Raw genomic sequence first — 26,929 nt, 5'->3', positions numbered from 1 at the left:
ATTATGAAAAATTTTACAAAAAAATTAGTGTCTGCCAGCGTTTTACTTGGTTGCAGCTTGGTAGCAAATACAGCACAAGCTCAAAGCTCTGTATGGCAAGTAAGCAAAGGAGATGACTCGTTATTTATTGGCGGTACTGTACATATTTTACCTAAAGCTGAAATGCCATTACCCGTTGAGTTTAATCATGCCTATGAACAAGCCGATACAATTGTTTTTGAAGCGCCAGCAGCAGACCCAGCTGATACTAATGCTCAAATGCAAATGCTTGGCGCGCTTTCATATACTAATAATGAAACGTTAAGTGAAAAGTTAGAGCCTGAGGTTAAAGCTTCACTCGAAAATAAACTGAGTGAGTTTGGCGCTAACCTAGAAAAGTTAGATGGTTTTCGCCCAGCCATGGTGGGTATCGTTTTAATGTCCATGGAACTGCAAAAACAAAACTTAATGGGTGAAGGTGTTGATGCTTACTATACGAAAAAAGCGACTAAAGACAACAAAACAAAAAACTACTTAGAAACAATGGAGTTTCAGTTAGAGTTATATAAAACAATGGGTCAAGGTAACGAAAATGACTTTATCAAACGTAACCTAGCAGAGCTAAATAACTATAATGATATATTTAAAGGATTATTAACTGCATGGCGAGAAGGTGATACCGACACACTAAACAAGGTAGCGGTTGAAAATATGCAGAAAAATGACCCAAAAAGCTACAAGCAGCTACTTAAAGATAGAAATAATAATTGGTTACCAAAAGTAGAGGCAATGTTTAATAACGACAGCAGTGAGTTTGTACTAGTTGGGGCTGGACACCTTGTAGGCCAAGATAGCTTGCTTACATTACTTGAAAATAAAGGCTACAGCGTTTCTTTAGTGAGTATTAATAACGCACAAGACATAACTGTAAAAGGAGCCGAATAATGGATAAAACAGACAAATTAGCAGTATCGCTACTGTTTTTATTTGGGTCTATCATGTTGATATGTGCCATATGAAAAATGCCGCTAATAAGCGGCATTTTTATTTCAATAAACCTATCCGCGTGGAATAAACCCTAATGCATCGTATACCGATTTAAGCGTTTTCTCGGCACGTACACTGGCTTTTTCAGCTCCAGATTTCATTATGTTATCAAGTAAATTTTGATCTTCTCTAATTTCTTTAAAGCGAGCTTGAATTGGTTCAATCATGCTTACTACTGCATCGGCTGTATCTTTTTTAAGATGACCGTACATTTTACCTTCAAACTCTGGCACTAAGTCCTCTATTGAGCGCTTAGTCGCTACGCTTAATAAAGTAAGTAAGTTAGATACACCTGGCTTTTCAGTTCGGTCAAAGTAAATACGCGCTTGCTCGTCTGAATCGGTCACTGCTTTTTTAAGCTTTTTCTCAATCTTTTTAGGCTCATCTAATAACATAATGTAGCCGTTTGGATTTTCGTCAGACTTTGACATTTTCTTGAGTGGGTCTTGTAGGCTCATTACACGCGCACCAAACTCTGGAATGTAAGGCTCTGGCAGTTTAAAAACGTCACCGTATAAGTTATTAAAGCGTGTCGCTATGTCACGCGTTAGCTCTAAGTGTTGTTTTTGATCTTCGCCTACTGGTACCTGATCGGCTTGATAAAGTAAAATATCGGCCGCTTGTAAAACTGGGTACGAAAATAAGCCCACGTTTACATTGTTAGCATGCTTTGACGACTTATCTTTAAACTGGGTCATGCGGTTAAGTTCACCCATTTGCGCGTAACAATTAAGTACCCACGCTAACTGTGCGTGCTCTGGCACTTGAGACTGAACAAATAACGCTGACTTTTCAGGGTCGATACCGCATGCAGCATACAATGCAACGCCATCTAGTACACGAGAGCGTAATAATTCTGGCTCTTGGCGAACGGTGATTGCATGCAAGTCAACCAACATAAAGAAACTTTCGTGATCTTCCTGTAACTTTAGCCACTGGTTAATAGCGCCAACATAGTTGCCTATTGTCATACCACCGGTTGGCTGAATGCCGCTTAAAACTACTGGTTTACTCATGATTTTCCTTTATTTACTTAATTATTAATATTTAACGCTGTGTTAGGACAGGTATTATATCTAAGAAGTTATCGCATAGGTACTGTGGATTATAATCAGCAAGGTTTTCACCTTGATTATAGCCATAGCCTACTGCAATTACATCAATACCCGCCGCTTTTGCAGCAAGTATATCGCTTTTAGAATCGCCAATCATTATTGCTTTAGAGGCCTCAATATTTAGCTTTTTACACGCAAACAATAATGGCTCAGGTGACGGTTTTTTTGCCATATCATCGCCACAAATAATAAGCTCAAAATGATTGGTAAGTGCTAACTTATCAAGAAGTTTTTCAGTAAAAATTCGAGACTTATTAGTTATCAATGCTTTTTGCATACCACGTAAAGCTGCAAGCCCTGTTTCAACATGTTGGTATAACACGCTGTATTGGCCTACCTGTTGTTCATAATGCTTATGAAACTGTGCAATGGCTTTATTAGTTAGTGATTCATCTAAATGCTCACTAACCTGTATATCACCACTCAGTGCCCGCTTTACCAACATATCTATACCATTACCTACCCAGCTTTCGACCAAAAGTTGGCTTACAATAGGAAATGCCAAGTCGCTTAATGTTAAGTTAATTGAGATATATAGGTCATATACACTATCGACTAGTGTGCCATCCAAATCAAAAAATGCCGCATCGTACTGCATTATTTTACACTCTCAAGTTGCTTACGCATTTGATCAATAACTACTTCGTAGTCTGGCTGATTAAAAATAGCAGAGCCTGCTACAAACATATCTGCACCGGCCTGAGCTGCTGCAGCGATATTATCCACCTTAATACCACCGTCCACTTCTAGTCGAATATCTCGACCTGACTCAACAATTCGTTGCTTTGCCTGCGCTAACTTTTTAAGTGTATGAGGAATAAAGCTTTGCCCACCAAATCCGGGGTTAACAGACATGAGTAAAATAGTATCTAGCTTATCAATTACATGATCTAAATAGCTTAAACTGGTCGCTGGGTTAAATACTAAGCCAGCTTTACAGCCATGATCTTTGATTAATTGAATCGTGCGATCAATATGCTCACTCGCCTCTGGGTGAAAAGTAATTATTGAAGCCCCCGCCTCTGCAAACTGTGGAATGATGCTATCGACAGGCTTAACCATTAAATGCACATCAATTGGCGCGGTGATACCGTAGTCCCTTAGTGCTTTACACACCATAGGTCCAATCGTTAAGTTAGGTACATAGTGATTATCCATTACATCAAAATGCACTACATCTGCACCTGCGGCTAAAACGCTATCAACATCTTCACCAAGCTTTGCAAAATCAGCTGAAAGAATTGATGGGGCAATTAAGTATTTTTGTTCTGGGCTAAACATAGCAGATTCACCAATGAGTAAAATATTACGTTAATGTAACTCAATTGATGACGTTACCCAAGCAACTAAGGCGTAATACTGTTGCGTTTGAAGTGCTTAAGTGGCTATTTTTGACATTTAATTAATAGTCTTTATTAGAAACAAGTTTGTTATTTGAGCAGTTTTTGTTATGCTTAAAAAAGTAACAAAATATTAGGTTCAAATCATGCGCGCTTTTAAAATTGGGATATTAATTGCATCTGCATTATTAGTTATTGGGGTAGTAAATTTTACGCCAAGTTCAGGGCAAGAGTTAAGCTCGGTTAATAATTGTGCTCCGCAATCAACACACGAAATAAACACAAGTAAACCCTGTTTACATGTACTTGAAGAAGACTCTTCTTGGTTTTCTTGGATCACTGGTGATAGCCGCAGCGCTCAGTTTCACTACTTGGATTTACTTGAGTTATTAACAAGCTCAGACGACAGCAAGAAAACACCTTCTTTAAAGCCTTTATTCTAGAAAATGCGGCACTTTATTAGCGCGTTGCAAAGTGTGCTAGCCGCATTTTTTGGTGTTCAATCAGAACAAAAGCGCCGCGCAGATTTTCAAGAACACTCTATTTCCTCAATCATTGCTATTGCGATAATACTATTTATCGCTTTTGCGCTTTCAATTTATGCTGTGGTTGTTTTAGTGGTAAGTACATAGCCATTAACTCGCCTACTTTATTACGAGTTCCGCCCTTAGGGCTTATCGTTCTTTTTACTTGAATTTGATCAAGTGATGCTTGGCTGTATATTTTCCGTGTCCATACTGTATCGTGATTTGAAATAAGCACTGGGGTGTTATTTTCAAACGCCGCTTTTTCTGCCAAATTAGCTAAATTAGCCTGATCATCTAAATTAAACCCGCCCTTAGCATAAGAAGTAAACGAAGCCGTTTTACTCAAAGGGACATAGGGTGGATCGCAATAAATAACCGCGTTATTAGGAACCAGTTTAAATACGTCATCGTAGCCTAAGCATGTAAACGTCGCTTGCTGTGCTTTTTCAGCAAAAAAGTACATTTCCTTTTCAGGAAAATAAGGCTTTTTATATTTACCAAATGGTACATTAAAAATACCTTTTAAGTTATAACGGCATAAGCCGTTGTAACCAAAACGATTCATGTATAAAAATAGCATTGACCGCTCATATACATCACGGCTTTGATTAAACTGAACTCGGTATTCGTAGTACGCATCGGGGTGGTTATTTAAATCAACGAATAGCTTTTTTGCATCACTAATAAACTCATCGGGTGAATTTCTTAATTCTTTATATAAGTTGATTAAATCAGCATTAATATCGTTAAGAATATAATGCTTAAAATCGCTATTTAGAAAAACGGAACCGGCACCAACAAAAGGTTCAACCAAGGTATCAGCATGCGAACTTGCTTGGTTTAATCGCGCGTTAATATCATCAACGAGACTGTATTTTCCGCCAGCCCATTTAAGGAAGGCTCTACTCTTTTGCTGCATTGGTTCTTTACTTCAATCTGGTGTTGCGCGATTTTACACTAAAGCGATTTATATTACTGATCAACTCGTGCAATTTCTTGTTTTATTTTACTAATTTTTTTATAAAACGGCTTATTTTTTAAGATACTTGCAGGTAGGTTTTTCATACCTTGCTGTGCATCCTTCATGCTTGTAAAACTGCCGGTTGTCACCACCCACCATGTTTTACCATTTCTTTGAGTTTGATAAGTGTACGCCGTTATTTGGAGTGCATACTGCTTTATAAAATCATCTACAACTTGCTTTTGTGTTACTGCAAGTAACTGAATCACCGTATTTGAATCATTTTGCTTAGAGTACCAAGAGCTAGCTTCGTTAATGGGCAGTTGCACTGATGATGCATTAACCTCATTGTTAACTTTTGATTGCACAAGCTCTTTAACAGGTTCATCTTTTATGAGTGTATCAGAGCTAATAGGCTCATTGATCTCGTTGCCTGCATTTAAGCTTTGCATGATCGCGGATATATCGTTTTTTCTTTCACCTTCAGCGGTAGGCTGTATGTCGGCTACTTTTTCTTTTGTTACTGTGTCAGGTATAGGTGCAATAGCCTGGCTCACTGGAATAGCAGTGCTATCAACCTCAATGGTGCCTTGCTCATAATGCTTTTGCCACCAATCACTCATATCTGACTTATATAACAAGCCTATAATTAAGAACATAATGAGCAACATAAGTACCAGTAAATGTACACGCCATGATACTTTATCTTTAACTTTGATATCTGCGATGTACTCATCCTGTTGCCATGCAAGCAATAAACTAGGATTACCATTAGCTTCAGCTAAAAAAGCTTGGAAAACAGGCTCTTCATCGTGAGGAAGCTTTTCAAAGTACCACCCCATTAACTGCTTACTTTCATGAAGAGGAAGCCGTTCAAGATGAATTTCAACTGCATGTTCAACCGGCAACTTTGCAGCTGAGGCAATCATAATATAGAGAGTGATTGGGCTATTTTTAGCTAGCAGCTCCAGCTCAATTAAAAACTCTTCTGATAAGTGCCTACCACCGTCAATAACCCATAAACAGGAGCCCGGTTGTTGTTGATTAAGTAACTGATAAAAATTTTCAGACAAACTTAAATTATGATCAACCAACGGGTTGTTAAAGCTTTGCTCTAATAGATCGCTCATTAACTGAGCGTCCGTCAATTTTGCACTCGACTGTACAAATGCTTTATTAAAGTCGTTGTATTTATCGGTAATAAAGGTTTCAAGTAGATAGCTTTTGCCTAGGCCTGATGTGCCCAGTAAAACAATGAGGTTTTGACCATATTCAAATTGCAGTGCGATTCTATCCACCAAAGCCGCACGGCTTGGTAAAATTTGTGACTGCATTTAGTGCTCGATTAATGCTCGGACTTGATCGTCAGATACATCGTCTACCAATGCACATTGACCAAATTGAGTGGGTAAAATAAAACGGATAGTTCCTTTTTTATTTTTTTTATCTTTGCGCATGTGCAATAAAAATTGTTCACTCGTCATATCTGCAGGTACTTCAGTTGGTAAGTTATATTGTTTAATAACATCCACAATACGCGCTACATCCTGCTGCGTTAAGTCACCTCGAGTGTGAGCCAACTGAGAAGCTAACACCATACCCGTAGCAACAGCTTCACCATGAAGCCACTTACCATAACCCATTTGGGCTTCAATTGCGTGACCGAAGGTATGCCCCAAGTTTAGCAATGCTCTGAGACCTTGCTCTTTTTCATCCTCAGCAACTATTAACGCTTTAATTTCACAGCACCTGTAAATGATATGCTGCAGGCATGTTTCATTTAGCTGCTGTAAGTTTTCAACATTTTGCTCTAAATAAGTAAAAAGCTCGGTATCGTATATTAAACCATACTTGATAACTTCAGCCATTCCTGCCGCAAACTCTCTTTTTGGGAGTGTATGAAGAGACTGAGTATCAATAAAAACAGCTTGTGGCTGATAAAAAGCCCCAATCATGTTTTTTCCTAACGGATGGTTCACCGCTGTTTTTCCACCAACAGATGAATCCACTTGCGATAAAAGTGTTGTAGGTATTTGAATAAACGGCACGCCACGTTGATAACATGCAGCTACAAAACCAGTTAAATCACCAACTACGCCACCACCTAATGCAATCAAACAAGTATCGCGACCACAATTATTTTGCAGTAAAAAAGCGGATATTTTTTCAAACCACTCTAGTGACTTGTATTGCTCACCATCAGGTATGATAAAGGAAAGAGGATTTAATTCAGCTAATGAATCAAGTAAGCCTTGTAGATATAAAGGTTCAATTGTGTCATTAGTAATGATGATAGGCCGACAATCACCAATATGATGAATTAGACGGCCATTATCTTGAAGTGCAGATTGCCCAATATAAATAGGATAACTTCGCTCGTCCAAATTAACAGTTAATTTAAGCATGCTCAGCTAATCCTTTATTATGTATTGGTTTTAAAAATCTAGTTTCTCAATGATTTGATTTGCAACAACTTTAGCGCTTTGCTCATCAGTGCGTACAACAAAATCAGCCACTTCTTTATATAACGGTTCGCGTTCTTCTGCTAAGCGCTCTAGTACATCACGAGGTGCTTCTTCTGTTTGCAGTAACGGGCGACGCTTGTCGCGTTGTGTGCGTGCAACTTGCTTTTCAATAGGTGTCTCTAGGTATACAACGATACCACGAGCCGAAAGCTTGTTTCGAACTTCTTTACTCATTACTGAACCACCACCTGTAGCAAGTACAATACCTTGCATTTCAGTTAAGTCGCCAATAACAGATTCTTCACGAAGTCTAAAGCCTTCTTCACCTTCAAGATCGAATACCCAGGCAATATCTGCACCCGTGCGGCGTTCGATTTCTTGATCAGAATCAACAAATTCAAGGTGTAATTGATCGGCAATGTGACGACCAATTGTGCTTTTTCCAGCCCCCATGGGGCCAATTAGAAATATATTACGTTTCTCAGCCATATCTTTTAGTACAAACGAACTCTAAAATTTGAAATAAAACCCCGCCTAACGACCTGGCCCCAAAATTAAGGAGGGGATTATCTCAGTAATTGCAGGGGTATTTCAAGTCAATTAGAATAAAAAGCCACATAACGAGCAATTAAACTAAATAATCACCCGTTGATTAACAAAAAAGTACCTTATTTTAATCTATTTGTATTTTTGGTGTCACGAAAATAAGCAATTCACGCTTTTCATTAAATTCACTGGTGCTTTTAAACAACCTACCAACATAAGGAATATCACCTAATACCGGCACTTTATTTGTAGTGTTGATTATCTGCTGTTGGAAAATCCCACCCAGTACGATAGTTTGCCCGTTTTCTACTAATACTTGTGTTTGAATTTCTTGAGTATCTATCGAAACGGCCTCACCGGTACCTGTTTGTACAGTATCGCCACGTGTATCTTGCGTGATAATTAAGTCTAAAATTACTTTATTATCAGGCGTTATATGTGGTGTCACCTCTAAACTAAGTACTGCTTTTTTAAAGCTTACCGTTGTTGCACCACTAGAAGCTGATTCTGTATAGGGTATTTCAGTACCTTGTTCAATGCGCGCTTTTTGCTGATTGGCAGCAATAATACGCGGGCTTGCAATAATCTCGCCTTTATTCTCTTCTTCAAGCGCACTTAACTCTAAATCGATTAATGTCCCGTTGGCGAGTTTTGCTATGTGGAGGCCTATACTTGCCGCTGGGTTTGTAATAGGTAGATTTACATTTAATCTATCTGTTAAGTCAGGGATTACCCCATTTGAAATGGTTTCAGCACCTTCTAAAGAACCAGATATGCCATCACTACCTTGCTGATCGCTAAATCCCCAACGAACACCTAGGTCCTCAGTTACGTTATCACGCACTGTTACCATACGAGATTCAATAACAACCTGTTGAACCGGTATGTCCAGGGTTTCAATCATACGTCTAATATTTTCTATGCTCTTAACAGTATCTTTAACGAGTAAAGTGTTAGTACGCTGATCAACCGACACACTTCCGCGTGGGGTAATGATGCTATTAATATCTGTTTTAAGTAAGTCAGCAAAGTCTTCAGCTTTGGCGTAATTTAATCGCATATATTCGCTATAAAGCGGCTCTAAATCTTCAACTTGCTGCTTTGCTTTTAGATCTTTTGCTTCACGGGCTGCAAGCTCTTCTGCTGGCGCTACCATTAAGATAGAGCCATCCATGCGCTTGTCCAATCCTTTTATACGTAATACGACATCAAGTGCTTGGTCCCACGGCACGCCATCTAAGCGCAAGGTAATGTTACCGGTAACGGAATCGCTTGTTACTAAGTTAAAGTCGTTATAGCCTGCGATAATTTGTAATGCTGCACGGACTGAAATATCTTGAAAGTTTAAGGTCATTGGTCGACCTTGATACTCTTTACCACCATCTAGGTAAGCATTTTGAGTTTCATCTTTTTCAACTGTGAGGGTAAGAATATTGTCTATTTGCTGATACGTGAATGTAAACTCGGCATTAGGTTCTATAACAACGCGGCTTCGCCCTTCTTCTTTAAACGTTTCGATAGTACTAACAATGGTACCAAAGTCTAAAACATCCAACTCATAAAGTAGATCGTCCAGAATATCTGTATGGTGAAAATCTGCGTAAATTTTGCCGCCACTTTCGTGAACCTCTATAGCAGCTTGAGTGTCTTGTAAAAATACAAGTACCTTTGCCTCACCTTTCTCACCACGCCTAAAATCAATAGATTGGATGCGGTTAATGTAGTTTCCACTCACATCACCTGTCAGAACGGCTTCATCTTCAGTTACTGAACCGGTTAATGGGTTATCCGATACTCGTATTGAAACTAAGTTGTTATTAACTTCTGTTTCATACATTTTTAATCTGTCTAGATTAACTGTTACCTTTAAACCTTGCTCAGATAACACATTGGTGACACTACTAATACCTGCTTGATTAACTTCAACGTCATTTAATCCTAATTCTAACTCTGCGGTATCAAAAAACATTTCAATACGCGCTGGGCTGTTAAATACTTGAATTTGTGGTTCTAAAGTTATCTCTTCGTCGAAAACAAGCTGTAGTTCGGTTTCACCTTTAAGTAATGGGTTATAACGTACATCGTAAAGCAATGGTCCTGCCAAAGCATTGTTAGCACAAACCAAAGCGGCTGTTGCAAATAAAGCTCTCGCAATGCGATTAAACCAAAGAACATCCTTATGCATGTTATTTTTACCTTTTTTATTATTAATTTGCGCCATCAGTTGCCGCCTCTAACATTTCCAGTTTAGTCAGGCGCTCTTTCCAACAACCAGAGCCATCAGGGATTAATTCAACTAATTCTATAAAATCGTTACTCACAGCTTTTACCTTGCCATCGTAACTGCCCAAATAATTACCAATCGTTACACGATGTAATGTTTCATCTGCAGCAGTTATAAGCGCCCAAACTTGACCACTTGAACCAATTGTACCTTTCATTGCTAAATTATCTAACGGGTATTTTTCTAATGGCTCTCTGCGCCTGTCTGGATCTGGATGTAAACAGTTTTTTATTTGCGTCAGTTTGTTCTGAATTATTTCAGGTTGAGGTGCCACAAATGGACTTCGTAAATTTCCAGCACTATATTCAAAAATCTCAAATTGAGTAAGTTCAGGAATCGACTCAACTTTAGGCGTTGTGCTTGCTTTTACCTGGTCAATAAACTCTTTTTGTTCCGAGGTATCGTCGTTACACCCCACTAACGCAACAACAGCCAATAGCGGCATTAAATGAAGGAGCCTCATTTTTTAACTCCTTCTTCATAACGGTAAGTTTTTGCTACAACACTAAATGTTAGTTGTTTTTCGCCAGAAGACGTAATAGAAAAGTCATGCAAACTAACTATTCGTGGTAACTGAGCAACTTTGCCAACAAATTCACCAAATTCATGATAAGTACCTACTACTTCTATTTTGATAGGTAGCTCTGTATAAAACTCTTTCTCTACTTCAGGTAACCAACCAATTTTTAAAAATGTTAAACCGCTCGTTGTGCCAACATAAGATAAATCGTCAAGTAAGCCTGGTATTTCGTTTGATGTCGGTAACCGCTTAAGTAATTGAGAAAACTTGTCTTCCATTTCTATCATTTGTTGGCGATAAATATCTAGCTTACTCGCTACAGCGTATTTTGTTCTGTAGGTACTTCTTAAGTCGACCTCTTTTGATACCGCATTATGGTAGCTATCAATCTCGTCAGAAACTAACAGGCTATAGCTAAAAAATAATATGAGCCCAGCAACAAATGCACAGCAAATTACCTTTACAGCAGCAGGCCAATCACCAATATTGTCTAACTCAATTTCATTCCAATCTATTTCGCCAAGCGCTTTAAAATCAAGGTTCATTACGTACCTCACCAATCTCATCAAATGGTTTTACGTAAAACTCCATACTAAAGTCACTTAGTAAACGCGAAGACTGATCACCTGCAACAATATCCTGCATGGTCAAACGCTCTAACAAATATGAACTTTGTACCTGGCGGATCATAGTAGATAAACGGTTATTTGATTCACTTCGGCCAAGTACATAAATCTGGTTCCCTCTGCGTTCCAGCTTTGTTAAGTAAATACCTTGAGGTACTATTTTTGTTACTTCATCCATAATTTGTGTGCCAAGGTTACGGCTACTTTGCAGCTCTTCGATTAATCGCATTCGCTGCTGTAGGTTTTCTTTTCGTTTGTCTAATTCTCTAATATCACTGATCTTTCGATCAAGCATGCTTATTTCAGAACTTAAGTAATTATTTTTTAAGTTTTGTCCGTCTTTTAATGCACTGTAAAACATACTTAATAAGTACATACTTAAAAAACAAGCTAAAACAATTCCAACTAGTATGGTTACAAATTTCTTTTTAGATTCTTCGCGCTGCAGTTCTCGCCAAGGCAATAGATTTATATGTGGCATGATGAAAAGCTCCTTAATGCCAAACCTGTTGCAATTGCAAACTGTGTTCGGTGACGCTGCATAACATTACGATCTACTTTTGGCGAAATTTCCATATTTGCAAACGGTTCTGCAACAACACTGTGTATACCTAATTCTTCAATTAATAAGCGATCAAGCCCTTTGATCATAGAAGTTCCACCAGTAAGCACAATGTAGTCTATTTGTTCTTTACCACTCGTTGTTAAAAACATTTGCACCGCTCTACGTACTTGCTGAAGCAACGCTGTTTGAAATGGCGCTAATACCTCAAAGGTATAGTTAGGTGGTAAGTCGCCTGATGTTTTACCTATTTCAGCTTCATCAAACCCTTTGTTGTAGTAGTTAACAATACTATTTGTGTATTGATCACCACCAAAAACCTGGTCACGTGTATAAATAGTTTCACCAGCTTGCACAACACTTACAAGCATGAGTACGGCACCAATATCTACAACAGCAACACACTTATTGAAGGCATCGCTTGGTAGCTGTTGATAATAAACGTCCATCGCACGGCTTAAGGCGTAACTTTCTACATCAACAATCTTAGTATCGAGATTAGCCTCTTCTAATGCGCCAACACGTGCTTCAACACTTTCTGTTCGGGCTGCTGAAAGTAATACATTCATTTTACTCGGATCAGCTTCGTTAGTAGAGAGCTTTTCAAAGTCTAAGCTAACTTCATCAAGGGGGTAAGGTATTAAACTATCTGCTTCAATTTCAATTTGAGATTCAAGTTCTGCATCGCTCAACGACACATCCATAAAAATTACTTTTGTAATAACCGTTTGCCCTGACACCGCCACTGCTGCATTTTTAAGTGACTTAGGTAATTTTCTTTTTAATTTTGTTATTACATTACCAATCGCTTCAATATCTTGAATCGTTCGTTCACTCATGGCGCCTTTAGGCATGGGCTCAATTGCTAGGGCCTCTAATCGAAATCCACTTTCAATTTCTCTCAGAAGCACCGCTTTAATCGAGTGCGATCCGATATCAATTCCTACCATCATTGGCGACGGCTTTTGAAATAGTTGACTTAGCATGTTTGCAACTTGGCCTTTGTTTTAATAATAAACAAGTTATAATTTTTTTCTGAAAAAATATTATTCATTTTTTAATCAATATATACTATCAGTCCAAACTCGCAATTGGGAGTCCATTTAGGGAAATATAAGTGATTTTATTAAAACGAACTTTACAATTTTTTATCATTTGTACGTTAATCGGTCTGATAACTTTGGTCAGTCTTTATTACTACGTTAAACCTGATATCCCCAGTGTGCAAGTTTTAAAAGACGTGCAATTACAAACTCCTATGCAAGTATTCACTAAAGATGGCCTTTTGATCAATCAATTTGGTGAAAAACGTCGAATTCCGGTCACTATTGATGAAATCCCACAACCTTTAATTGATGCATTTTTAGCAACTGAAGACAATCGCTTTTATGACCATATAGGTATAGACCCTATTGGCATAGTTCGCTCTGCTATTGTTCTTATTTCTACAGGCGAGAAAAAACAAGGTGCTAGTACTATTACCATGCAACTTGCACGTAATTTTTTCTTAACCCGAGAAAAAGCTTATATCCGTAAAATAAAAGAGATATTCATCGCTCTACACATAGAAAATGTACTTACTAAAGATGAAATTTTAGAACTTTACCTAAACAAAATCGAGCTAGGTAACCGCGCCTTTGGTATTGGAGCTGCCGCTCAAGTTTATTACGGTAAAGAGTTAAAAGACTTAACGCTTGCTCAAATGGCGATGATTGCTGGCTTGCCAAAAGCGCCTTCGGCGTTAAACCCAATTCGCAACCCTACCCGTGCAAAAGCACGCCGTAATGTTGTACTTGGTCGTTTATTAACTGAAAATTACATAACACAAGACGTGTATGATGATGCAACAAGCCAACCTATTACCGCTTACTTTCATGGTGCTGAAATAGATTTATACGCACCGTACATTTCTGAAATGGTGCGTGCAGAAATGGTTTCACGTTACGGAATAGACAAGGCATATAATTCAGGCTTTAAGATATTTACCTCTGTTGAGTCTAAAGTACAAAAAGCGGCGCAAACCGCGCTAGTTAATAATCTTCATAGCTACGATATGCGTCATGGCTTTAGAGGCCCAACCGCTATTTTATGGGATCCTGAAAAACAATCAGCGCTAAGTAAAGAGAAAATACTAGCTAAACTCAATGAAGCCAAAGAGATAGGAACGTTAAAAGCAGCTGCTGTTATTAACGTGGATGAAAAAAATGCCACGGTATTGCTTAAAAATGCAGAGCAAATAAACCTGAATTGGGACAACTTAAAATGGGCACGCAAATACATAACTCGTTATCGCCAAGGTTTTGCTCCAACTACGGCAGCTGAAATATTAACGCCAGGAATGCAAATCTGGGTGCGTAAAAACAGCAATAACGAGTATGAACTAAGCCAATTACCTGAAGCATCAAGCGCAATTGTTTCACTTGACCCACAAGATGGCCGCATTAAAGCCATTGTTGGCGGCTATAGCTTTGAACAGAGCCAATACAACCGAGCTATTCAAGCAAAGCGCCAAGTGGGGTCAAACATAAAACCATTTATTTATTCTGCTGCGCTTGAAAACGGCTATACGCTCGCCTCAATTTTAAACGATGCGCCAATTAATCAGTGGGATAAAAGCCAAGGTGTGGCATGGCGACCTAAGAATAGTCCGGCTGTTTACAATGGCCCAATTAGAATTCGTCGCGCGTTAGCACAATCTAAAAACGTAATATCAGTTCGTTTGCTCCGAGGTGTTGGTTTGCAACGAACAGCAGATCACTTACTAAAATTTGGCTTTAAAAATTCAGACATCAACCGCAGTGAATCCTTAGCACTGGGCAGTGCTTCAATTACTCCAATTGAACTAGCTCGCGGTATGAGTGCATTTGCGAATGGTGGGCATTTGATTGAGCCGTACTTTATCTCAGAAATCCAAGATGCTTACGGTAACAGTTTGTTTAAAGCTAATCCTTCAGTAGTGTGTGACGACACTTCAGATCAGTCATTAACCCCAGACAATACTACTGGATTATTCCCACAACAAAATACTGATACGCCACAATTAAAATGTGCCCCTCAGGTCATATCAAAACAAAATGCATTTTTAATTGCTCAAGCAATGCATAGCGCTGTTTGGGGAGGTGGAAACTGGTCACATAAAACGGGTTGGTCAGGAACAGGTTGGCGCGCTCAAGCATTAGGCCGTCGTGATCTATCAGGGAAAACAGGCACAACTAATGACTCTGTAGATACTTGGTTTAGTGGCTTTAATCGAAATGTTATGACCTCGGTATGGGTTGGTTTTGATAACCCTGGCAACCCGCTAGGCAGAACTTCATACAATAATAATCTTGATAGCGGGCAAATATCAGGGGCTGAATCTGGCGCTAAAACAGCACAACCGGCTTGGGTTGAGTTTATGAAAGTTGCGCTTGAAGGTAAACCTGAAGCCCCCATAGAGCCGCCAGAAGGTTTAGTGTCTATTCGGATTGATTTAGAAACCGGTTTATTAAGTCATAAAAATGATTACACCAGTCGCTTTGAGTATTTTGACAAAGGCACCGCCCCCACAAAATACGTAATGTCTCAACCAACAGATATATTTGAAGAAGACACTAAAACAGAAGAAGAACTGTTTTAAATAAAGAACGGCAGCCATTGGCTGCCGTTTTTAGTTAATACCAAATTTAGCTGTTCTAAATAAGAATTTTTAACTCAGATAGCGACACGTTTAGCCCCGCAAAATGATTAGGTATTATTGCGGATTGATACAAGGCCCTTGTAACCTTTATTTTATATTTTGTACCAACCAATATAAGTCAGAATGAATACCCGCAGCGGTTACTTCCTTACCCGCACCAGGCCCTTGAATCACAAGAGCGTTAGCGCTATACCACTTACTATTAATGACAAAAATATTATCGCCAGGTGTTAAATTAGCTAACGCATCACCAATAGGAGTATAAGTAATACCTACTTGAGCGGTTACTTTGTTTTCCGTAATTTCAAGTAAACCCGTGTAACGAAGTACGGAACTTTGTGCCTTGGCATTTGCAGCATGAGCGTCAATAAAGTCATTGAGGGTGGATTCATTAGCTAAAAAGTCGTCCCAACTTCCTATAGCAAGCGTTTCGGGCATGAGTGCTGATAAGCTTATATCATCAAGGTCGAGTTCTAAGCCAAGCTCTCTGGCAAGTATAAGCAGTTTACGCTGCATATCACGCCCTGACAAATCTTCACGCGGATCGGGCTCTGTGAACCCCATCTTTTGTGCTTCAAGCACCAGATCAGAAAATGGTATTGTTCCGTCAAACTTACTGCATAACCACGATAACGTGCCTGAAAAAACACCTTCAATACGAGTGATTTTGTCACCACTGTTTTGCAAATCTGCCAATGCAAAGTTAACAGGTAAGCCTGCACCTACGCTTGTGTTGTAGCGCCAATGCAAATTTCGCTCACTAATACTCGTACGCAAAGCTTTATACCATGCTGTATCTGCAGTTCCAGCGTATTTGTTAGCACTGATCAAGTGGCAATCTAATGCAACAAACTCCGGGTATAACTGGCTAAATGCCTCGCTTGCGGTAATATCAACAACCACTTTATGCTCATAATCAAGTTCACTAATTATGTTTAGTAATGTTTGGTTATTATAAGCTTTGCTTTCTGAGAGAAAATGCGTTTTCCAATCAGCAATGTTTATACCACTGGGATTAAAAAGTAATGTTTCAGAGCGTATTAACCCGACCAATTTAATTGTAAAGTCACCAGATAAACGCTCGAATTGAGCTGACAACTGCTCTATAAATACCTCTCCCACATTGCCAAGGCCCGCGATTATTAAAGCGACTTCTTGGCCTTTATTAATAAGCTTATCGTGTAAAACACTGAGTATATCGCTATCTATAACCTGATCCGTTAATAGTAAAATGTATCCACTGTCTTGGTGAATAAAGCGCGGCTCGATGGCATGAGCATTTAACGTATCAATAGCCAATACATTCAATTTTGAAATATCATTAACAGGCGCTACAACCGCACAGCCATTTAAGCTCGACTCGCTAATGTTTGCTCTACCCTCAAAATAACTAACAACTTTATATGATGAAGCAGAGGGGACAACTAAATAAGTTTCACCATTTTGACTAAAGTGATGAATGCTGTGTTGAATCAGCTGGCTAACATCTGCGACTTCGCCTTCGGCCAGCTTTTCAACTGTTAATAAATCGATGTTGTTTAACGTGGTAATAAAACGCTTTTGTTTTACATTTCCTTCTTTAACTATATCTGTAGGCGTTGCTTGCACATCAAAACTACTACGAACAGATAGTTTTATGTCGCTGTTTCTTAAAGGAGAAAGCGTTTTAGCGTGTAAAACAGGATTACCTAATCGAGCTAATAGGTTAGCTTGACCTCTACACACTTTATTGTATTTAACCGCTTTACTAACTTTGCGAGGGTCTGTGCTGTATACACCTTGTGTATCGGTCCAAATACACACCTGTTTAGCATGGCAGTAATTAGCGAGTAAGGTTGCACTATAGTCACTCCCATTGCGACCAAGTGTAACCGTATCACCCAACGTATTTGATGCAATAAAGCCTGTGACAACATTAATGTAGTCTGGGGTTATAAACTTCGCACATTGCTGCGCATTTTGGGTATGTAACAATTGCCCATTATTTAATGTAAAAAGTGTTCGAGCATCAAGGTCACAAGCATTAATATTTAATTGCGTAAGGTAAAGCGCCAATAAGCGTGCAGACCAGACCTCACCATGAGCAAGCAAGGGAGCCTCTTTCAAGCCTTGGTTTTTTATCAATTCACTAATCGCTGTTAGTTCACTATGCAAAAGCCTTAAAGCAGTTCGCTTAAGATCTGCATGAAGTAACTGTGTGATTAAATCAGTTTGATGATTATTTAATTGCAGCAATATATCAGCAACGACATGCGTATCCTGTTGCTGATAGCTTTGCCATAACTTCACCAAAGTATCGGTTGTTTTTCCCGCCGCAGATACAACAACACAATCGCCCGGCTGAGTATGCTCTAAAATAATACTCGCAACTCGCTCATACCGTTGAGCCGAACTAAGGCTTGAACCACCAAATTTATGTACCGTTTGTGTCATATTGTTCACCAAAGCGCTGGATGAGCGGCACTTAATTTAATGTCACCGCCTGCTCCTTTGTTTAAACTTGCTTTACTGCCTGGCTTTACAAGCTGAAACACGCGCTCTAAATCAGCTAATAAGTCGTTTATATCTTCTATACCTACTGAAACTCGAATAAGTGTATCGCCCACTCCCGCTTCAAGACGTGCTTTAGGCTCCATGCCAGCATGGGTCATGGTTGCAGGATGGCATATTAGGCTCTCTACTCCTCCCAAAGACTCTGCCAAGCTAAAGTCACGTAAGCTGGTTAAAAACGCCGCAGCATCGTTTATGTCACCTTTAATATCAAAACTCACCATGCCACCAAAGCCTAGTTGCTGCGCTTTGGCTAATTCATGCTGCGGGTGTGATTCAAGACCAGGGTAATAAACTTGGCGAACAAATTCCGATTTTTCTAAATATTTAGCAATCGCTAATGCGTTTTCTTGATGCTGCTTTAAACGCACATTTAGTGTTCGCAACCCACGCAATGTTAAATAACTATCAAATGGCGCACCTGTAATACCTATATTATTTGCCCACCATGCCAGTTCATCGCCCAGCTCTTGTGAAGCAGCAATCACCGCACCGCCCACTACATCTGAATGACCATTGATGTACTTGGTGGTGGAATGTACAACTATATCAACACCAAATTTAATAGGGTTTTGTAATGCTGGTGATAAAAATGTGTTATCGGCAGCGACTAAAGCACCGCACTGCTTAGCAACATCGGTTATTGCTTTAATATCAGTTAAACGTAGTAATGGGTTACTTGGTGTTTCTATCCAAATTAGCTTAGGTTTAATTGCTAAAATTTTATCTATACTTTGTGCTTGTGTTAAATCTAAAACTTCTAGCTTGAGCAAACCGCGCTTTTGCAGTGAAGTAAATAAACGATAGCTTCCGCCGTAACAATCATGTGGGATCACTAACGTATCGTCATGATTTAGGATTTGCGTAGCCAAGTGAACGGCAGACATACCCGTGGCAGTAATAATACCGCGTACGCCACCTTCAAGCTCAGCCAAGGTTTCAGCTAAAATATCACGATTGGGGTTACCACTTCGCCCGTAATCGTATTGACGCTTTGTATCAAAGTCGGCAAACGAATAGGTGGTTGATAAGTAAATAGGTGCGACAACTGCGCCATGATGTTTGTCTGCTTCAACACCACTTCTCACTGCAATGGTTGCTTTATTTTTTTCGCTCATATTCGTCACCTATTTAATTTGGATGTTTAGACGTCTAAAAGAGTAATTTATCTTATTAAAGATGTCAAAACATTTAAAGCTCCAGATGGCTAAACAACTAGTATTTGACTATCTTTTTTAAATCGATAGAATTTCACGCATATTCATATGTATTGTAGTGCATATGAGCAATTATTAATCTGAGGCGACGATACATCTTATGGCTAAATGGAATGGTGAGTATATTCACCCATACGCAGAACACGGGAAAAAATCAGAACAAGTAAAAAAAATTACCGTTTCAATCCCACTAAATGTATTAAAGGTATTAACGGACGAACGCACGCGTCGTCAAATTAATAACTTACGTCATGCAACAAATAGTGAATTACTTTGTGAAGCATTTTTACATGCATTTACCGGTCAACCTTTGCCTAACGACGACGACTTACGTAAGGATAACGCCGAAAAAGTACCTGAGGAAGTGAAAAAAATAATGCAAGAAATGGGGCTAGAAGTGCCTGTTTTAAACGAAGACTAAACCTAATTTAGACACAAAAAAACCTCAATTAATTGAGGTTTTTTTTGTGTCTAAATTACAACTTAGTCGTTATTCCATATAGTTTTCTGGTAAATCAATTTGTGCAACACCTGACTCTACAGCAGCTATTGCAACCGCTTTTGCAATGCGTGGTAATAAACGAGGATCCATTGGTTTTGGAATAATATACTTATCACCAAACTCCAGCTTATCAACACCCGCAGCCGTCAGTACTTCAGCAGGTACAGGCTCTTTGGCAATACTTCTAATCGCTTCTACAGCTGCAATTTTCATTTCATCATTTATTGCACTGGCGCGTACATCAAGAGCACCGCGGAATATAAACGGAAAACACAGTACATTATTAACTTGGTTAGGGTAATCTGATCGACCCGTTGCCATAATTAGATCGTTTCGAGCAGAATGAGCCAGTGCAGGATCAATTTCTGGATCTGGGTTTGAACAAGCAAACACAACTGGTTTTTCTGCCATTAGTTTTAAATCATCGGCAGCTAATAAATTAGGCCCCGATACACCAACAAATACATCTGCATCTTCAATAACATCTTGCAACGTGCGCTTGTCTGTATTGTTAGCAAAAAGTTTTTTGTATTCATTTAAGTCATCACGACGAGTATGAATAACACCTTTACGGTCAAGCATATAAATGTGCTCGCGCAAAGCACCACACTTAATTAACAGCTCCATACAAGCAACCGCAGCAGCACCAGCACCCAAACACACAATAGTCGCATTTTCGATAGACTTGCCTTGCACCTCAAGCGCGTTCAACATACCCGCAGCAGTTACAATGGCAGTACCGTGCTGATCATCATGAAATATCGGGATACTGCAGCGCTCAATCAATGCTTTTTCTATTTCAAAACACTCTGGCGCCTTAATATCTTCAAGGTTAATTCCGCCAAACGTGTCGGCAATATTAGCAACTGTATTAATAAAGTCTTCAGTAGTGCGGTGTTTCACTTCGATATCAATAGAATCAAGGCCAGCAAATCGCTTAAACAGTAACGCCTTACCTTCCATTACAGGTTTTGAAGCAAGTGGGCCTAAATTACCTAAGCCTAAAATTGCAGTACCATTAGTGATAACCGCAACCATATTCCCTTTGCCTGTGTATTTATAAGCGTTTGCAGGGTCTGCAGCGATTTCACGTACGGGTTCTGCAACTCCTGGGCTATATGCTAATGCGAGATCTTTTACCGTTTCAGCAGGCTTTGTTAGTTCAATGCTAATTTTTCCTGGAACGGGGTGCGAATGATAGTGTAGTGCTTGTTCACGAAAGTCTGACATAACGCGATTGTATCCTGCAATTAAAGTAAAAGTGAGAGGTGAAGTTTAGGCTACGATACCCTTATTATTTTTAAATTCCAAGCAATATCAGGTCTATCCTGTTATATGCTAGTTCGATTAATTTTAAGAGGTTTTTCAATAACTTTTGTAAATTATATCGACACTTTATAAATAAAAATTCATCCAATAACGGATTCTAAAGGCACAATTGTTCTTTCATTATTTTTTATAAAATATCTTAATAAAGTCCTATAAAAATAAGCAAAAATAGGCTTATCCACATACTTTAAAAACATATAACTTCACGTTAGCTGCATTTAACCACTTAGTTAAAAAATGAACTAATTAAAAATATAGAGAATAATTTGCGGTTTGTCTGTAAAGGTTTATGCATATTCAGAATAAGAACAGGAAATAGTTATGCATAGCAGGGGAATATGAAAATCGAGCATCAAGCTAAATAATTTGTTATTTAGTTGTCCTATATTAAAAAACATTGACGCCGTTCGTGTAAAACTTAATTTTTTAAATCGAAACGTTATTACTATTAAATTGGTATAACTAAATTAAAAGCATAAAAAAAGCACCCTAAGGTGCTTAATTTAACGAGACAGCAAAAATTACTTCTTGCTACCAAGTGCACCGAAACGCTTGTTGAAACGATCAACACGTCCGCCAGTGTCTAAAACTTTTTGCTTACCAGTGTAAAAAGGGTGACACGCTGAACATACGTCAAGGTGAATGTCTTTACATAGAGTAGAGCTTGTTTCGAATTTATTGCCGCATGAACAAGTTGCAGAAATTACTTCGTACTTAGGGTGAATACCTTCTTTCATAGAAACCTCTAGTTAAGGCCGCATCGCTCTCCAAACCCGAAGTCTGGCACCATACGTCGTTAAAACAAATTTGTTGGTCGCGGATTTTATCCAACTACCATCAAACACACAAGCTATTATTAACTGTTTTGCTAAAAAAGTAGGCAGACACTTAAGCAAGCAATATTTGCTAGTAGGTTTTTAACGTTATTTTTAGTACATTACATCATTAATTTTATGAGTTGAGTTGCTATGTGTTTTGCTGAAGTCGCTATAAAAGTCCCCTTACCGCGCACCTTTGATTATAAAGTAGATAAGCAACTCGATGGCATGGCATCACCACTTAAACCAGGTATGCGTGTGTTGGTGCCTTTTGGTAACCAAAAAAAAGTCGCCGTTGTTTTAGCTATTAAAAGCAAGACCGACGTCCCCGAAAACAAAATAAAATCCATCATCGAAATCATTGATGACGCGCCTATTTTATCATCTGAACACATTGCGCTTTTGAGTTTTACATCTCGCTATTACTGTTACCCACTCGGCGAAACAATTCATATAGCGCTACCTAGTGCGCTGCGCCAAGGTGAGTCACCGGATAAAACCAGTATCAATATGGTTATGCTGACAGAAAAAGGATCAAAACTTCCGTCACTCAAAGCAAAAACTCAACTTAACTTATTAAAGCAACTTGCACAGTCAGGTAAATCATCATTAACCGAGCTTAAAGCACTCGGCTTTAGTAAAAAGACTATCGATAGCCTTATTGCAAAAGCGCTTGTTACACAAACCATAGAACATGATAATCAGTGGCAAAGTACTGCACCAACAGTGGGTAGTAAGCCTACACTGAATAAAGAGCAAGCCGTAGCTTGCACTGCAATTAATCAAAGTAAAGGCTTTAACACGTTTTTATTAGAAGGGGTTACTGGTAGTGGTAAAACCGAAGTCTATCTTCAATGTCTTGAAGAAGTATTAAAGCGAGGTGAACAAGCCTTAGTACTTGTCCCCGAAATAGGCCTTACCCCTCAAACGGTAAACCGCTTTCGTCGCCGCTTTCCAGATACACCCATCATGTTATGGCATTCTGCACTTACCGATAACGAACGCCTACAAACATGGCGCTTTTGCGAAAAAGGGAGTTGCGCTATTGTAATAGGTACGCGCTCAAGTATTTTTTTACCCTTTTTAAAGCTCGGTATGATTGTAGTTGACGAGGAACATGACTCATCATTTAAACAACAAGATACCCTTCGTTACCATGCTCGAGATTTAGCAGCTTATCGTGCATTCCAGCATAAAATCCCACTTATACTCGGCAGTGCTACTCCAGCGCTCGAAACCTTGCATAAAGCCATTAATAATAAGTACCAACTATTAAGCTTGACTGAGCGCGCTCAAACCTCAACCGATAACCAATTTAAATTACTCGACATGAAAGGCCAGCCCGATCAGGCGGGTATTGCTCACGCAAGCCTTGCTACTATGCGCCAACATTTGAATCGTGGTAAACAGGTTATGGTATTTTTAAATCGTCGTGGTTTTTCACCTACACTTATTTGCCATGAATGTGGTTGGTTAAGTGAATGTAACCGTTGCAGTACTAGTGCCACGTTCCATAAAGCGATTGGTCAAATGATTTGCCACCATTGTGGCGACCAACATCAAGTACCTCATCAATGCCCTGATTGCGGGAGCACGCAAATATTCCCTAATGGCAAAGGTACTGAACAAATAGAAGAGTTTTTAACAAACGAGTTTCCTGATACGCCAGTAACCCGTATTGATCGCGATTCAACTCGTCGTAAAGGCAGTTTAGAAAAAGCCCTCGACGAAATTAATTTAGGTGGAGCGCGCATATTAGTTGGTACGCAAATGCTTGCAAAAGGTCATCACTTTGCTGATGTAAGCCTTGTCATAATTTTAGACGTAGACAGCGGCCTATATTCCTGCGACTTCAGAGCAACGGAACATTTAGCGCAGTTAGTGACTCAAGTAGCAGGACGTGCTGGCCGCTCAGGAGAGCCTGGCCAGGTGTTATTACAAACACATTTTCCCGAACATCCACTTTTACAAGATTTGGTCAATAATGGTTACCAAGATTTTGCACGCTTTGCGTTAAGCGAGCGTGATGACGCCGACTTACCTCCCATCACAAATATGGCTATAGTCCGCGCACAAGGGCTCAGTATTAAACTAGTCGTCGACTTTTTGACAGATTTGGTTCCAGTTAATGGGGTATCTGGTATACAATTGCTCGGTCCGATCCCTGCCCCATTAGAGAGAATTGCGGGTATGTATCGGTTTCAATTGCACATTCAAGCGCAAGATCGCCGCATATTACATCAGTATCTTGCGCAAATGGTTGATTATTTAAGCACCAGTAAACTTGCACAAAAAGTTCGCTGGAGTTTAGATGTAGACCCTATAGATATGATTTAGGTTAAGGCCAAAATAACGCTATGGCACAGCACGATTACATTAATAAAAAACCAAAAAATAGAAAAAACACCAAAAAAGAACCTGCTAAAAAGCCATTCCCTTATCTTTTGGTAATTGTTGCAGCTTTGCTTGTGGGCGGTTTTGCCTATGGATTATGGTTTATTAAAAATAATGCCGACCCCGAGCTTGTTGAAAAACAAACTAACCCAGCCGAAAAAGAAAAAATAGAAGTGGTCGTTCCTCGTGCGCCTGAATTTATAAAAGAAATCAGAAACCATGAAGTGCAAGTAGAAGTAAAAGAAATTGAACAAAAAGGTCCTTATGTTATGCAATGCGGCTCGTTCAGGACTCATGAACAGGCTGAATCGTTAAAAGCTAAAATAGCCTTTGCTGGTCTTATATCTGAAATAAGAGAAACCAAAGGCGAAACAGGTATTTGGTATAAAGTACGTTTAGGGCCTTACAAAACGAAGCGCCAAGCAGAAAGTGATAAAAATAAACTCAAGCGTGTCAAAGTCGTCGGCTGCGGAATTTGGGGCTGGACTTGAAAATAAACCATTCACCCATATAACCTCATCATAATCGTTTTTAACGAGTTGCCCCTGCAACTCGATGATGAGGAATAACATGACCACTATTGTAAGTGTACGCCGCGACAACAAAGTTGTAATTGGTGGCGACGGCCAAGTTTCATTGGGTAATACCGTAATGAAGGGTAACGCCCGTAAAGTTCGACGCCTTTATAATGGCAAAGTAATCGCAGGTTTTGCCGGCGGTACTGCTGATGCCTTCACCCTGTTCGAACGTTTTGAAAGCAAACTAGAAATGCATCAAGGTAATCTCACCAAAGCTGCTGTTGAAATGGCGAAAGATTGGCGTAGTGACCGTGCACTCAGAAAGTTAGAAGCCCTGTTAGCTGTAGCCGATGAAACTGCCTCTTTAATTATCACCGGTAACGGCGACGTCGTTCAGCCAGAAAATGACTTAATTGCCATTGGTAGTGGTGGTAACTTTGCCCAATCGGCCGCAACCGCGTTATTAGAAAACACCGATTTAAGCGCTCGTGAAATAGTAGAAAAAAGCCTAACTATTGCAGGTGATATCTGCGTATTTACTAACAACTTCCAAACTATTGAAGAATTATAATAGGAACCGCTATGTCTGCTATGACCCCAAGAGAAATTGTTCACGAGTTAGATCAACATATTATTGGCCAAGCTAACGCAAAAAAAGCCGTTGCTATTGCACTTCGTAATCGCTGGCGCCGTATGCAATTAAACGATGATTTACGTGCAGAAGTAACGCCAAAAAATATTTTAATGATTGGTCCTACAGGTGTTGGTAAAACGGAAATTGCGCGCCGCTTAGCCAAACTTGCTAATGCCCCTTTTATTAAAGTAGAAGCAACCAAGTTCACCGAAGTGGGTTATGTTGGTAAGGAAGTTGAAACCATCATTCGCGACTTAGTTGAAGTGTCTATTAAAATGACACGTGAACAACAAACTAAAAAGTTTAAACACCGCGCAGAAGAAGCGGCCGAAGATCGTATTTTAGATGCACTTTTACCACCTGTTAAAGATCAATACGGTGAAACTCAGCGTGATGAAAACTCATCAACACGCCAAACATTCCGTAAAAAGCTTCGCGAAGGTCAACTAGACGATAAAGAAATTGAAATCGATTTAGCACAAGTACAACCAAACGTAGAAATTATGGCGCCTCCTGGTATGGAAGAAATGACCAACCAGCTACAGGGCATGTTTCAAAACATGGGTGGCGATAAGCGCACTAAGCGCAAGCTCAAAATTAAGGAAGCCTTTAAGTTACTAACCGAAGAAGAAGCGGGCAAATTAGTAAACCCAGAAGAGCTAAAAGAGCAGGCTATATTTGCTGTAGAGCAAAATGGTATTGTGTTTATCGATGAAATAGACAAAATTTGTAAGCGCGGAGATTCATCGGGTCCAGATGTTAGTCGAGAAGGTGTACAGCGCGATTTACTTCCGCTTATTGAAGGTTCAACAGTAAATACTAAGCACGGTATGGTTAAAACTGACCACATGCTATTTATTGCCTCTGGTGCATTCCAAATGGCTAAACCATCAGACATGATCCCTGAACTACAAGGTCGTTTACCTATTCGCGTTGAGCTTGAAGCTCTTACTGCAAACGACTTCAAACGTATACTTACAGAGCCTCATGCATCACTCACAGAGCAACAGCGCGAGCTACTTAAAACTGAGCAAGTTGATGTTCAGTACAGTGATGACGCTATTGAGCGTATTGCAAAAGCGGCATGGCAAGTTAACGAGAAAACCGAAAATATTGGTGCTCGTCGTCTTCATACCGTGATGGAAAAGCTAATGGAAGAGATTTCATACGATGCGTCTGAGCAAGCTGGGTCGTCGGTAGTTATTGATGCGGCTTATGTTGAAAAACATTTAGGTGCACTAGTTGAAGATGAAGATTTAAGCCGCTTTATTCTTTAATTGGTACTATAAGTAGTTATACTAAAAGCCTCCATATTG

25 protein-coding genes are annotated in these 26,929 nt (G+C 39.4%); 9 read left to right on the top strand and 16 right to left on the bottom strand.

The window, feature by feature from the left end:
* The first annotated feature begins 3 nt into the window (after window positions 1-3).
* Window positions 4-924 carry a TraB/GumN family protein gene (locus PS1M3_RS01775; RefSeq protein WP_008131696.1) on the top strand — a complete coding sequence of 307 codons (921 nt, stop codon included), beginning with the start codon at window positions 4-6 and terminating at the stop codon, window positions 922-924.
* 113 nt (window positions 925-1,037) lie between these two features.
* On the opposite strand, the gene trpS is transcribed toward PS1M3_RS01775, so the two are convergent.
* The 3 genes from trpS to rpe are packed head-to-tail and all read right to left on the bottom strand — an operon-like array spanning window position 1,038 to window position 3,422.
* Window positions 1,038-2,042, bottom strand: coding sequence for a tryptophan--tRNA ligase (trpS, locus tag PS1M3_RS01770; protein WP_006793110.1), 1,005 nt, complete (start codon window positions 2,040-2,042; stop codon window positions 1,038-1,040).
* A gap of 31 nt (window positions 2,043-2,073) precedes the next feature.
* On the bottom strand, window positions 2,074-2,739 hold the full coding sequence (locus PS1M3_RS01765; RefSeq protein WP_008131697.1) for a phosphoglycolate phosphatase: 666 nt from the start codon (window positions 2,737-2,739) through the stop codon (window positions 2,074-2,076).
* Window positions 2,739-3,422, bottom strand: coding sequence for a ribulose-phosphate 3-epimerase (rpe, locus tag PS1M3_RS01760; RefSeq protein ID WP_008131698.1), 684 nt, complete (start codon window positions 3,420-3,422; stop codon window positions 2,739-2,741). The genes PS1M3_RS01765 and rpe overlap by 1 nt, the downstream gene beginning before the upstream one ends.
* Before the next feature lie 205 nt (window positions 3,423-3,627).
* Between rpe and PS1M3_RS01755 the strand changes: the two genes are divergently transcribed.
* Both PS1M3_RS01755 and PS1M3_RS01750 read left to right on the top strand, forming a co-directional pair.
* Window positions 3,628-3,924: a hypothetical protein gene (locus PS1M3_RS01755; protein WP_006793107.1), complete on the top strand. Its 297-nt coding sequence runs from the start codon at window positions 3,628-3,630 to the stop codon at window positions 3,922-3,924.
* Window positions 3,925-3,927: 3 nt separating this feature from the next.
* The gene (locus tag PS1M3_RS01750) at window positions 3,928-4,113 is read left to right on the top strand and encodes a DUF2970 domain-containing protein (protein ID WP_074210163.1); all 186 of its coding nucleotides are present in this window, start codon (window positions 3,928-3,930) and stop codon (window positions 4,111-4,113) included.
* Here the strand turns inward: PS1M3_RS01750 and PS1M3_RS01745 are convergent.
* The 9 genes from PS1M3_RS01745 to PS1M3_RS01705 all read right to left on the bottom strand — a co-directional run bounded on the left by PS1M3_RS01745 (window position 4,058) and on the right by PS1M3_RS01705 (window position 12,958).
* A complete protein-coding gene (locus tag PS1M3_RS01745; protein ID WP_006793106.1) occupies window positions 4,058-4,927 on the bottom strand; it encodes a Dam family site-specific DNA-(adenine-N6)-methyltransferase in 870 nt (289 codons plus the stop codon). The genes PS1M3_RS01750 and PS1M3_RS01745 overlap by 56 nt on opposite strands.
* A gap of 53 nt (window positions 4,928-4,980) precedes the next feature.
* Window positions 4,981-6,303, bottom strand: coding sequence for an SPOR domain-containing protein (locus PS1M3_RS01740; protein WP_138741068.1), 1,323 nt, complete (start codon window positions 6,301-6,303; stop codon window positions 4,981-4,983).
* Window positions 6,304-7,374 (bottom strand): 3-dehydroquinate synthase, encoded by a 1,071-nt coding sequence (gene aroB / locus PS1M3_RS01735; protein ID WP_008131701.1) that lies wholly within the window; start codon window positions 7,372-7,374, stop codon window positions 6,304-6,306. It lies immediately after the preceding gene.
* A gap of 30 nt (window positions 7,375-7,404) precedes the next feature.
* A complete protein-coding gene (aroK, locus tag PS1M3_RS01730; RefSeq protein WP_006793103.1) occupies window positions 7,405-7,923 on the bottom strand; it encodes a shikimate kinase AroK in 519 nt (172 codons plus the stop codon).
* Between the two features lie 184 nt (window positions 7,924-8,107).
* A complete protein-coding gene (locus PS1M3_RS01725) occupies window positions 8,108-10,201 on the bottom strand; it encodes a type IV pilus secretin PilQ (protein WP_039036262.1) in 2,094 nt (697 codons plus the stop codon).
* Entirely contained in the window at window positions 10,188-10,727 is a 540-nt protein-coding gene (locus PS1M3_RS01720; protein ID WP_006793101.1) for a pilus assembly protein PilP, read from the bottom strand. Before PS1M3_RS01720 ends, PS1M3_RS01725 begins: the two co-directional genes overlap by 14 nt.
* Window positions 10,724-11,329: a type 4a pilus biogenesis protein PilO gene (locus PS1M3_RS01715; RefSeq protein ID WP_006793100.1), complete on the bottom strand. Its 606-nt coding sequence runs from the start codon at window positions 11,327-11,329 to the stop codon at window positions 10,724-10,726. Before PS1M3_RS01715 ends, PS1M3_RS01720 begins: the two co-directional genes overlap by 4 nt.
* The gene (locus PS1M3_RS01710) at window positions 11,319-11,891 is read right to left on the bottom strand and encodes a PilN domain-containing protein (RefSeq protein WP_006793099.1); all 573 of its coding nucleotides are present in this window, start codon (window positions 11,889-11,891) and stop codon (window positions 11,319-11,321) included. Before PS1M3_RS01710 ends, PS1M3_RS01715 begins: the two co-directional genes overlap by 11 nt.
* Window positions 11,879-12,958 carry a pilus assembly protein PilM gene (locus PS1M3_RS01705; RefSeq protein ID WP_006793098.1) on the bottom strand — a complete coding sequence of 360 codons (1,080 nt, stop codon included), beginning with the start codon at window positions 12,956-12,958 and terminating at the stop codon, window positions 11,879-11,881. The genes PS1M3_RS01710 and PS1M3_RS01705 overlap by 13 nt, the downstream gene beginning before the upstream one ends.
* A gap of 131 nt (window positions 12,959-13,089) precedes the next feature.
* Here PS1M3_RS01705 and PS1M3_RS01700 point away from each other — a divergent pair, with 131 nt between their 5' ends.
* Complete coding sequence (locus PS1M3_RS01700) at window positions 13,090-15,591, top strand: penicillin-binding protein 1A (protein WP_033025746.1); 2,502 nt, start codon at window positions 13,090-13,092, stop codon at window positions 15,589-15,591.
* 147 nt (window positions 15,592-15,738) lie between these two features.
* On the opposite strand, the gene metL is transcribed toward PS1M3_RS01700, so the two are convergent.
* Together metL and metB are read right to left on the bottom strand one after the other, a co-directional pair.
* The gene (gene metL / locus PS1M3_RS01695) at window positions 15,739-18,084 is read right to left on the bottom strand and encodes a bifunctional aspartate kinase/homoserine dehydrogenase II (RefSeq protein WP_008131713.1); all 2,346 of its coding nucleotides are present in this window, start codon (window positions 18,082-18,084) and stop codon (window positions 15,739-15,741) included.
* A 5-nt stretch (window positions 18,085-18,089) separates the two neighbouring features.
* Window positions 18,090-19,319, bottom strand: a complete 1,230-nt coding sequence (gene metB, locus PS1M3_RS01690; protein WP_008131714.1) for a cystathionine gamma-synthase — start codon at window positions 19,317-19,319, stop codon at window positions 18,090-18,092.
* A 199-nt stretch (window positions 19,320-19,518) separates the two neighbouring features.
* On the opposite strand from metB, the gene metJ reads away from it, so the two are divergent.
* Window positions 19,519-19,839 (top strand): met regulon transcriptional regulator MetJ, encoded by a 321-nt coding sequence (gene metJ / locus PS1M3_RS01685; protein WP_006793094.1) that lies wholly within the window; start codon window positions 19,519-19,521, stop codon window positions 19,837-19,839.
* A 69-nt stretch (window positions 19,840-19,908) separates the two neighbouring features.
* Here the strand turns inward: metJ and PS1M3_RS01680 are convergent, their stop codons facing one another.
* Together PS1M3_RS01680 and rpmE are read right to left on the bottom strand one after the other, a co-directional pair.
* The gene (locus PS1M3_RS01680; protein WP_006793093.1) at window positions 19,909-21,150 is read right to left on the bottom strand and encodes a malic enzyme-like NAD(P)-binding protein; all 1,242 of its coding nucleotides are present in this window, start codon (window positions 21,148-21,150) and stop codon (window positions 19,909-19,911) included.
* A gap of 620 nt (window positions 21,151-21,770) precedes the next feature.
* Window positions 21,771-21,986 (bottom strand): 50S ribosomal protein L31, encoded by a 216-nt coding sequence (rpmE, locus tag PS1M3_RS01675; protein WP_006793092.1) that lies wholly within the window; start codon window positions 21,984-21,986, stop codon window positions 21,771-21,773.
* A gap of 231 nt (window positions 21,987-22,217) precedes the next feature.
* On the opposite strand from rpmE, the gene priA reads away from it, so the two are divergent.
* The 4 genes from priA to hslU all read left to right on the top strand — a co-directional run bounded on the left by priA (window position 22,218) and on the right by hslU (window position 26,890).
* Entirely contained in the window at window positions 22,218-24,404 is a 2,187-nt protein-coding gene (priA, locus tag PS1M3_RS01670) for a primosomal protein N' (RefSeq protein ID WP_138740918.1), read from the top strand.
* 20 nt (window positions 24,405-24,424) lie between these two features.
* Entirely contained in the window at window positions 24,425-24,952 is a 528-nt protein-coding gene (locus PS1M3_RS01665; RefSeq protein ID WP_006793090.1) for an SPOR domain-containing protein, read from the top strand.
* Window positions 24,953-25,031: 79 nt separating this feature from the next.
* Window positions 25,032-25,550, top strand: coding sequence for an ATP-dependent protease subunit HslV (gene hslV, locus PS1M3_RS01660; protein ID WP_006793089.1), 519 nt, complete (start codon window positions 25,032-25,034; stop codon window positions 25,548-25,550).
* Window positions 25,551-25,561: 11 nt separating this feature from the next.
* Window positions 25,562-26,890, top strand: a complete 1,329-nt coding sequence (hslU, locus tag PS1M3_RS01655) for an HslU--HslV peptidase ATPase subunit (RefSeq protein ID WP_006793088.1) — start codon at window positions 25,562-25,564, stop codon at window positions 26,888-26,890.
* Window positions 26,891-26,929 lie beyond the last annotated feature (39 nt).

Source organism: Pseudoalteromonas sp. PS1M3 (genome assembly GCF_016865405.1).
GTDB classification, from domain to species: domain Bacteria; phylum Pseudomonadota; class Gammaproteobacteria; order Enterobacterales; family Alteromonadaceae; genus Pseudoalteromonas; species Pseudoalteromonas marina.
Note: the sequence above shows the minus strand (reverse complement) of the source record. Positions and strands in the feature narration are given on the sequence as shown.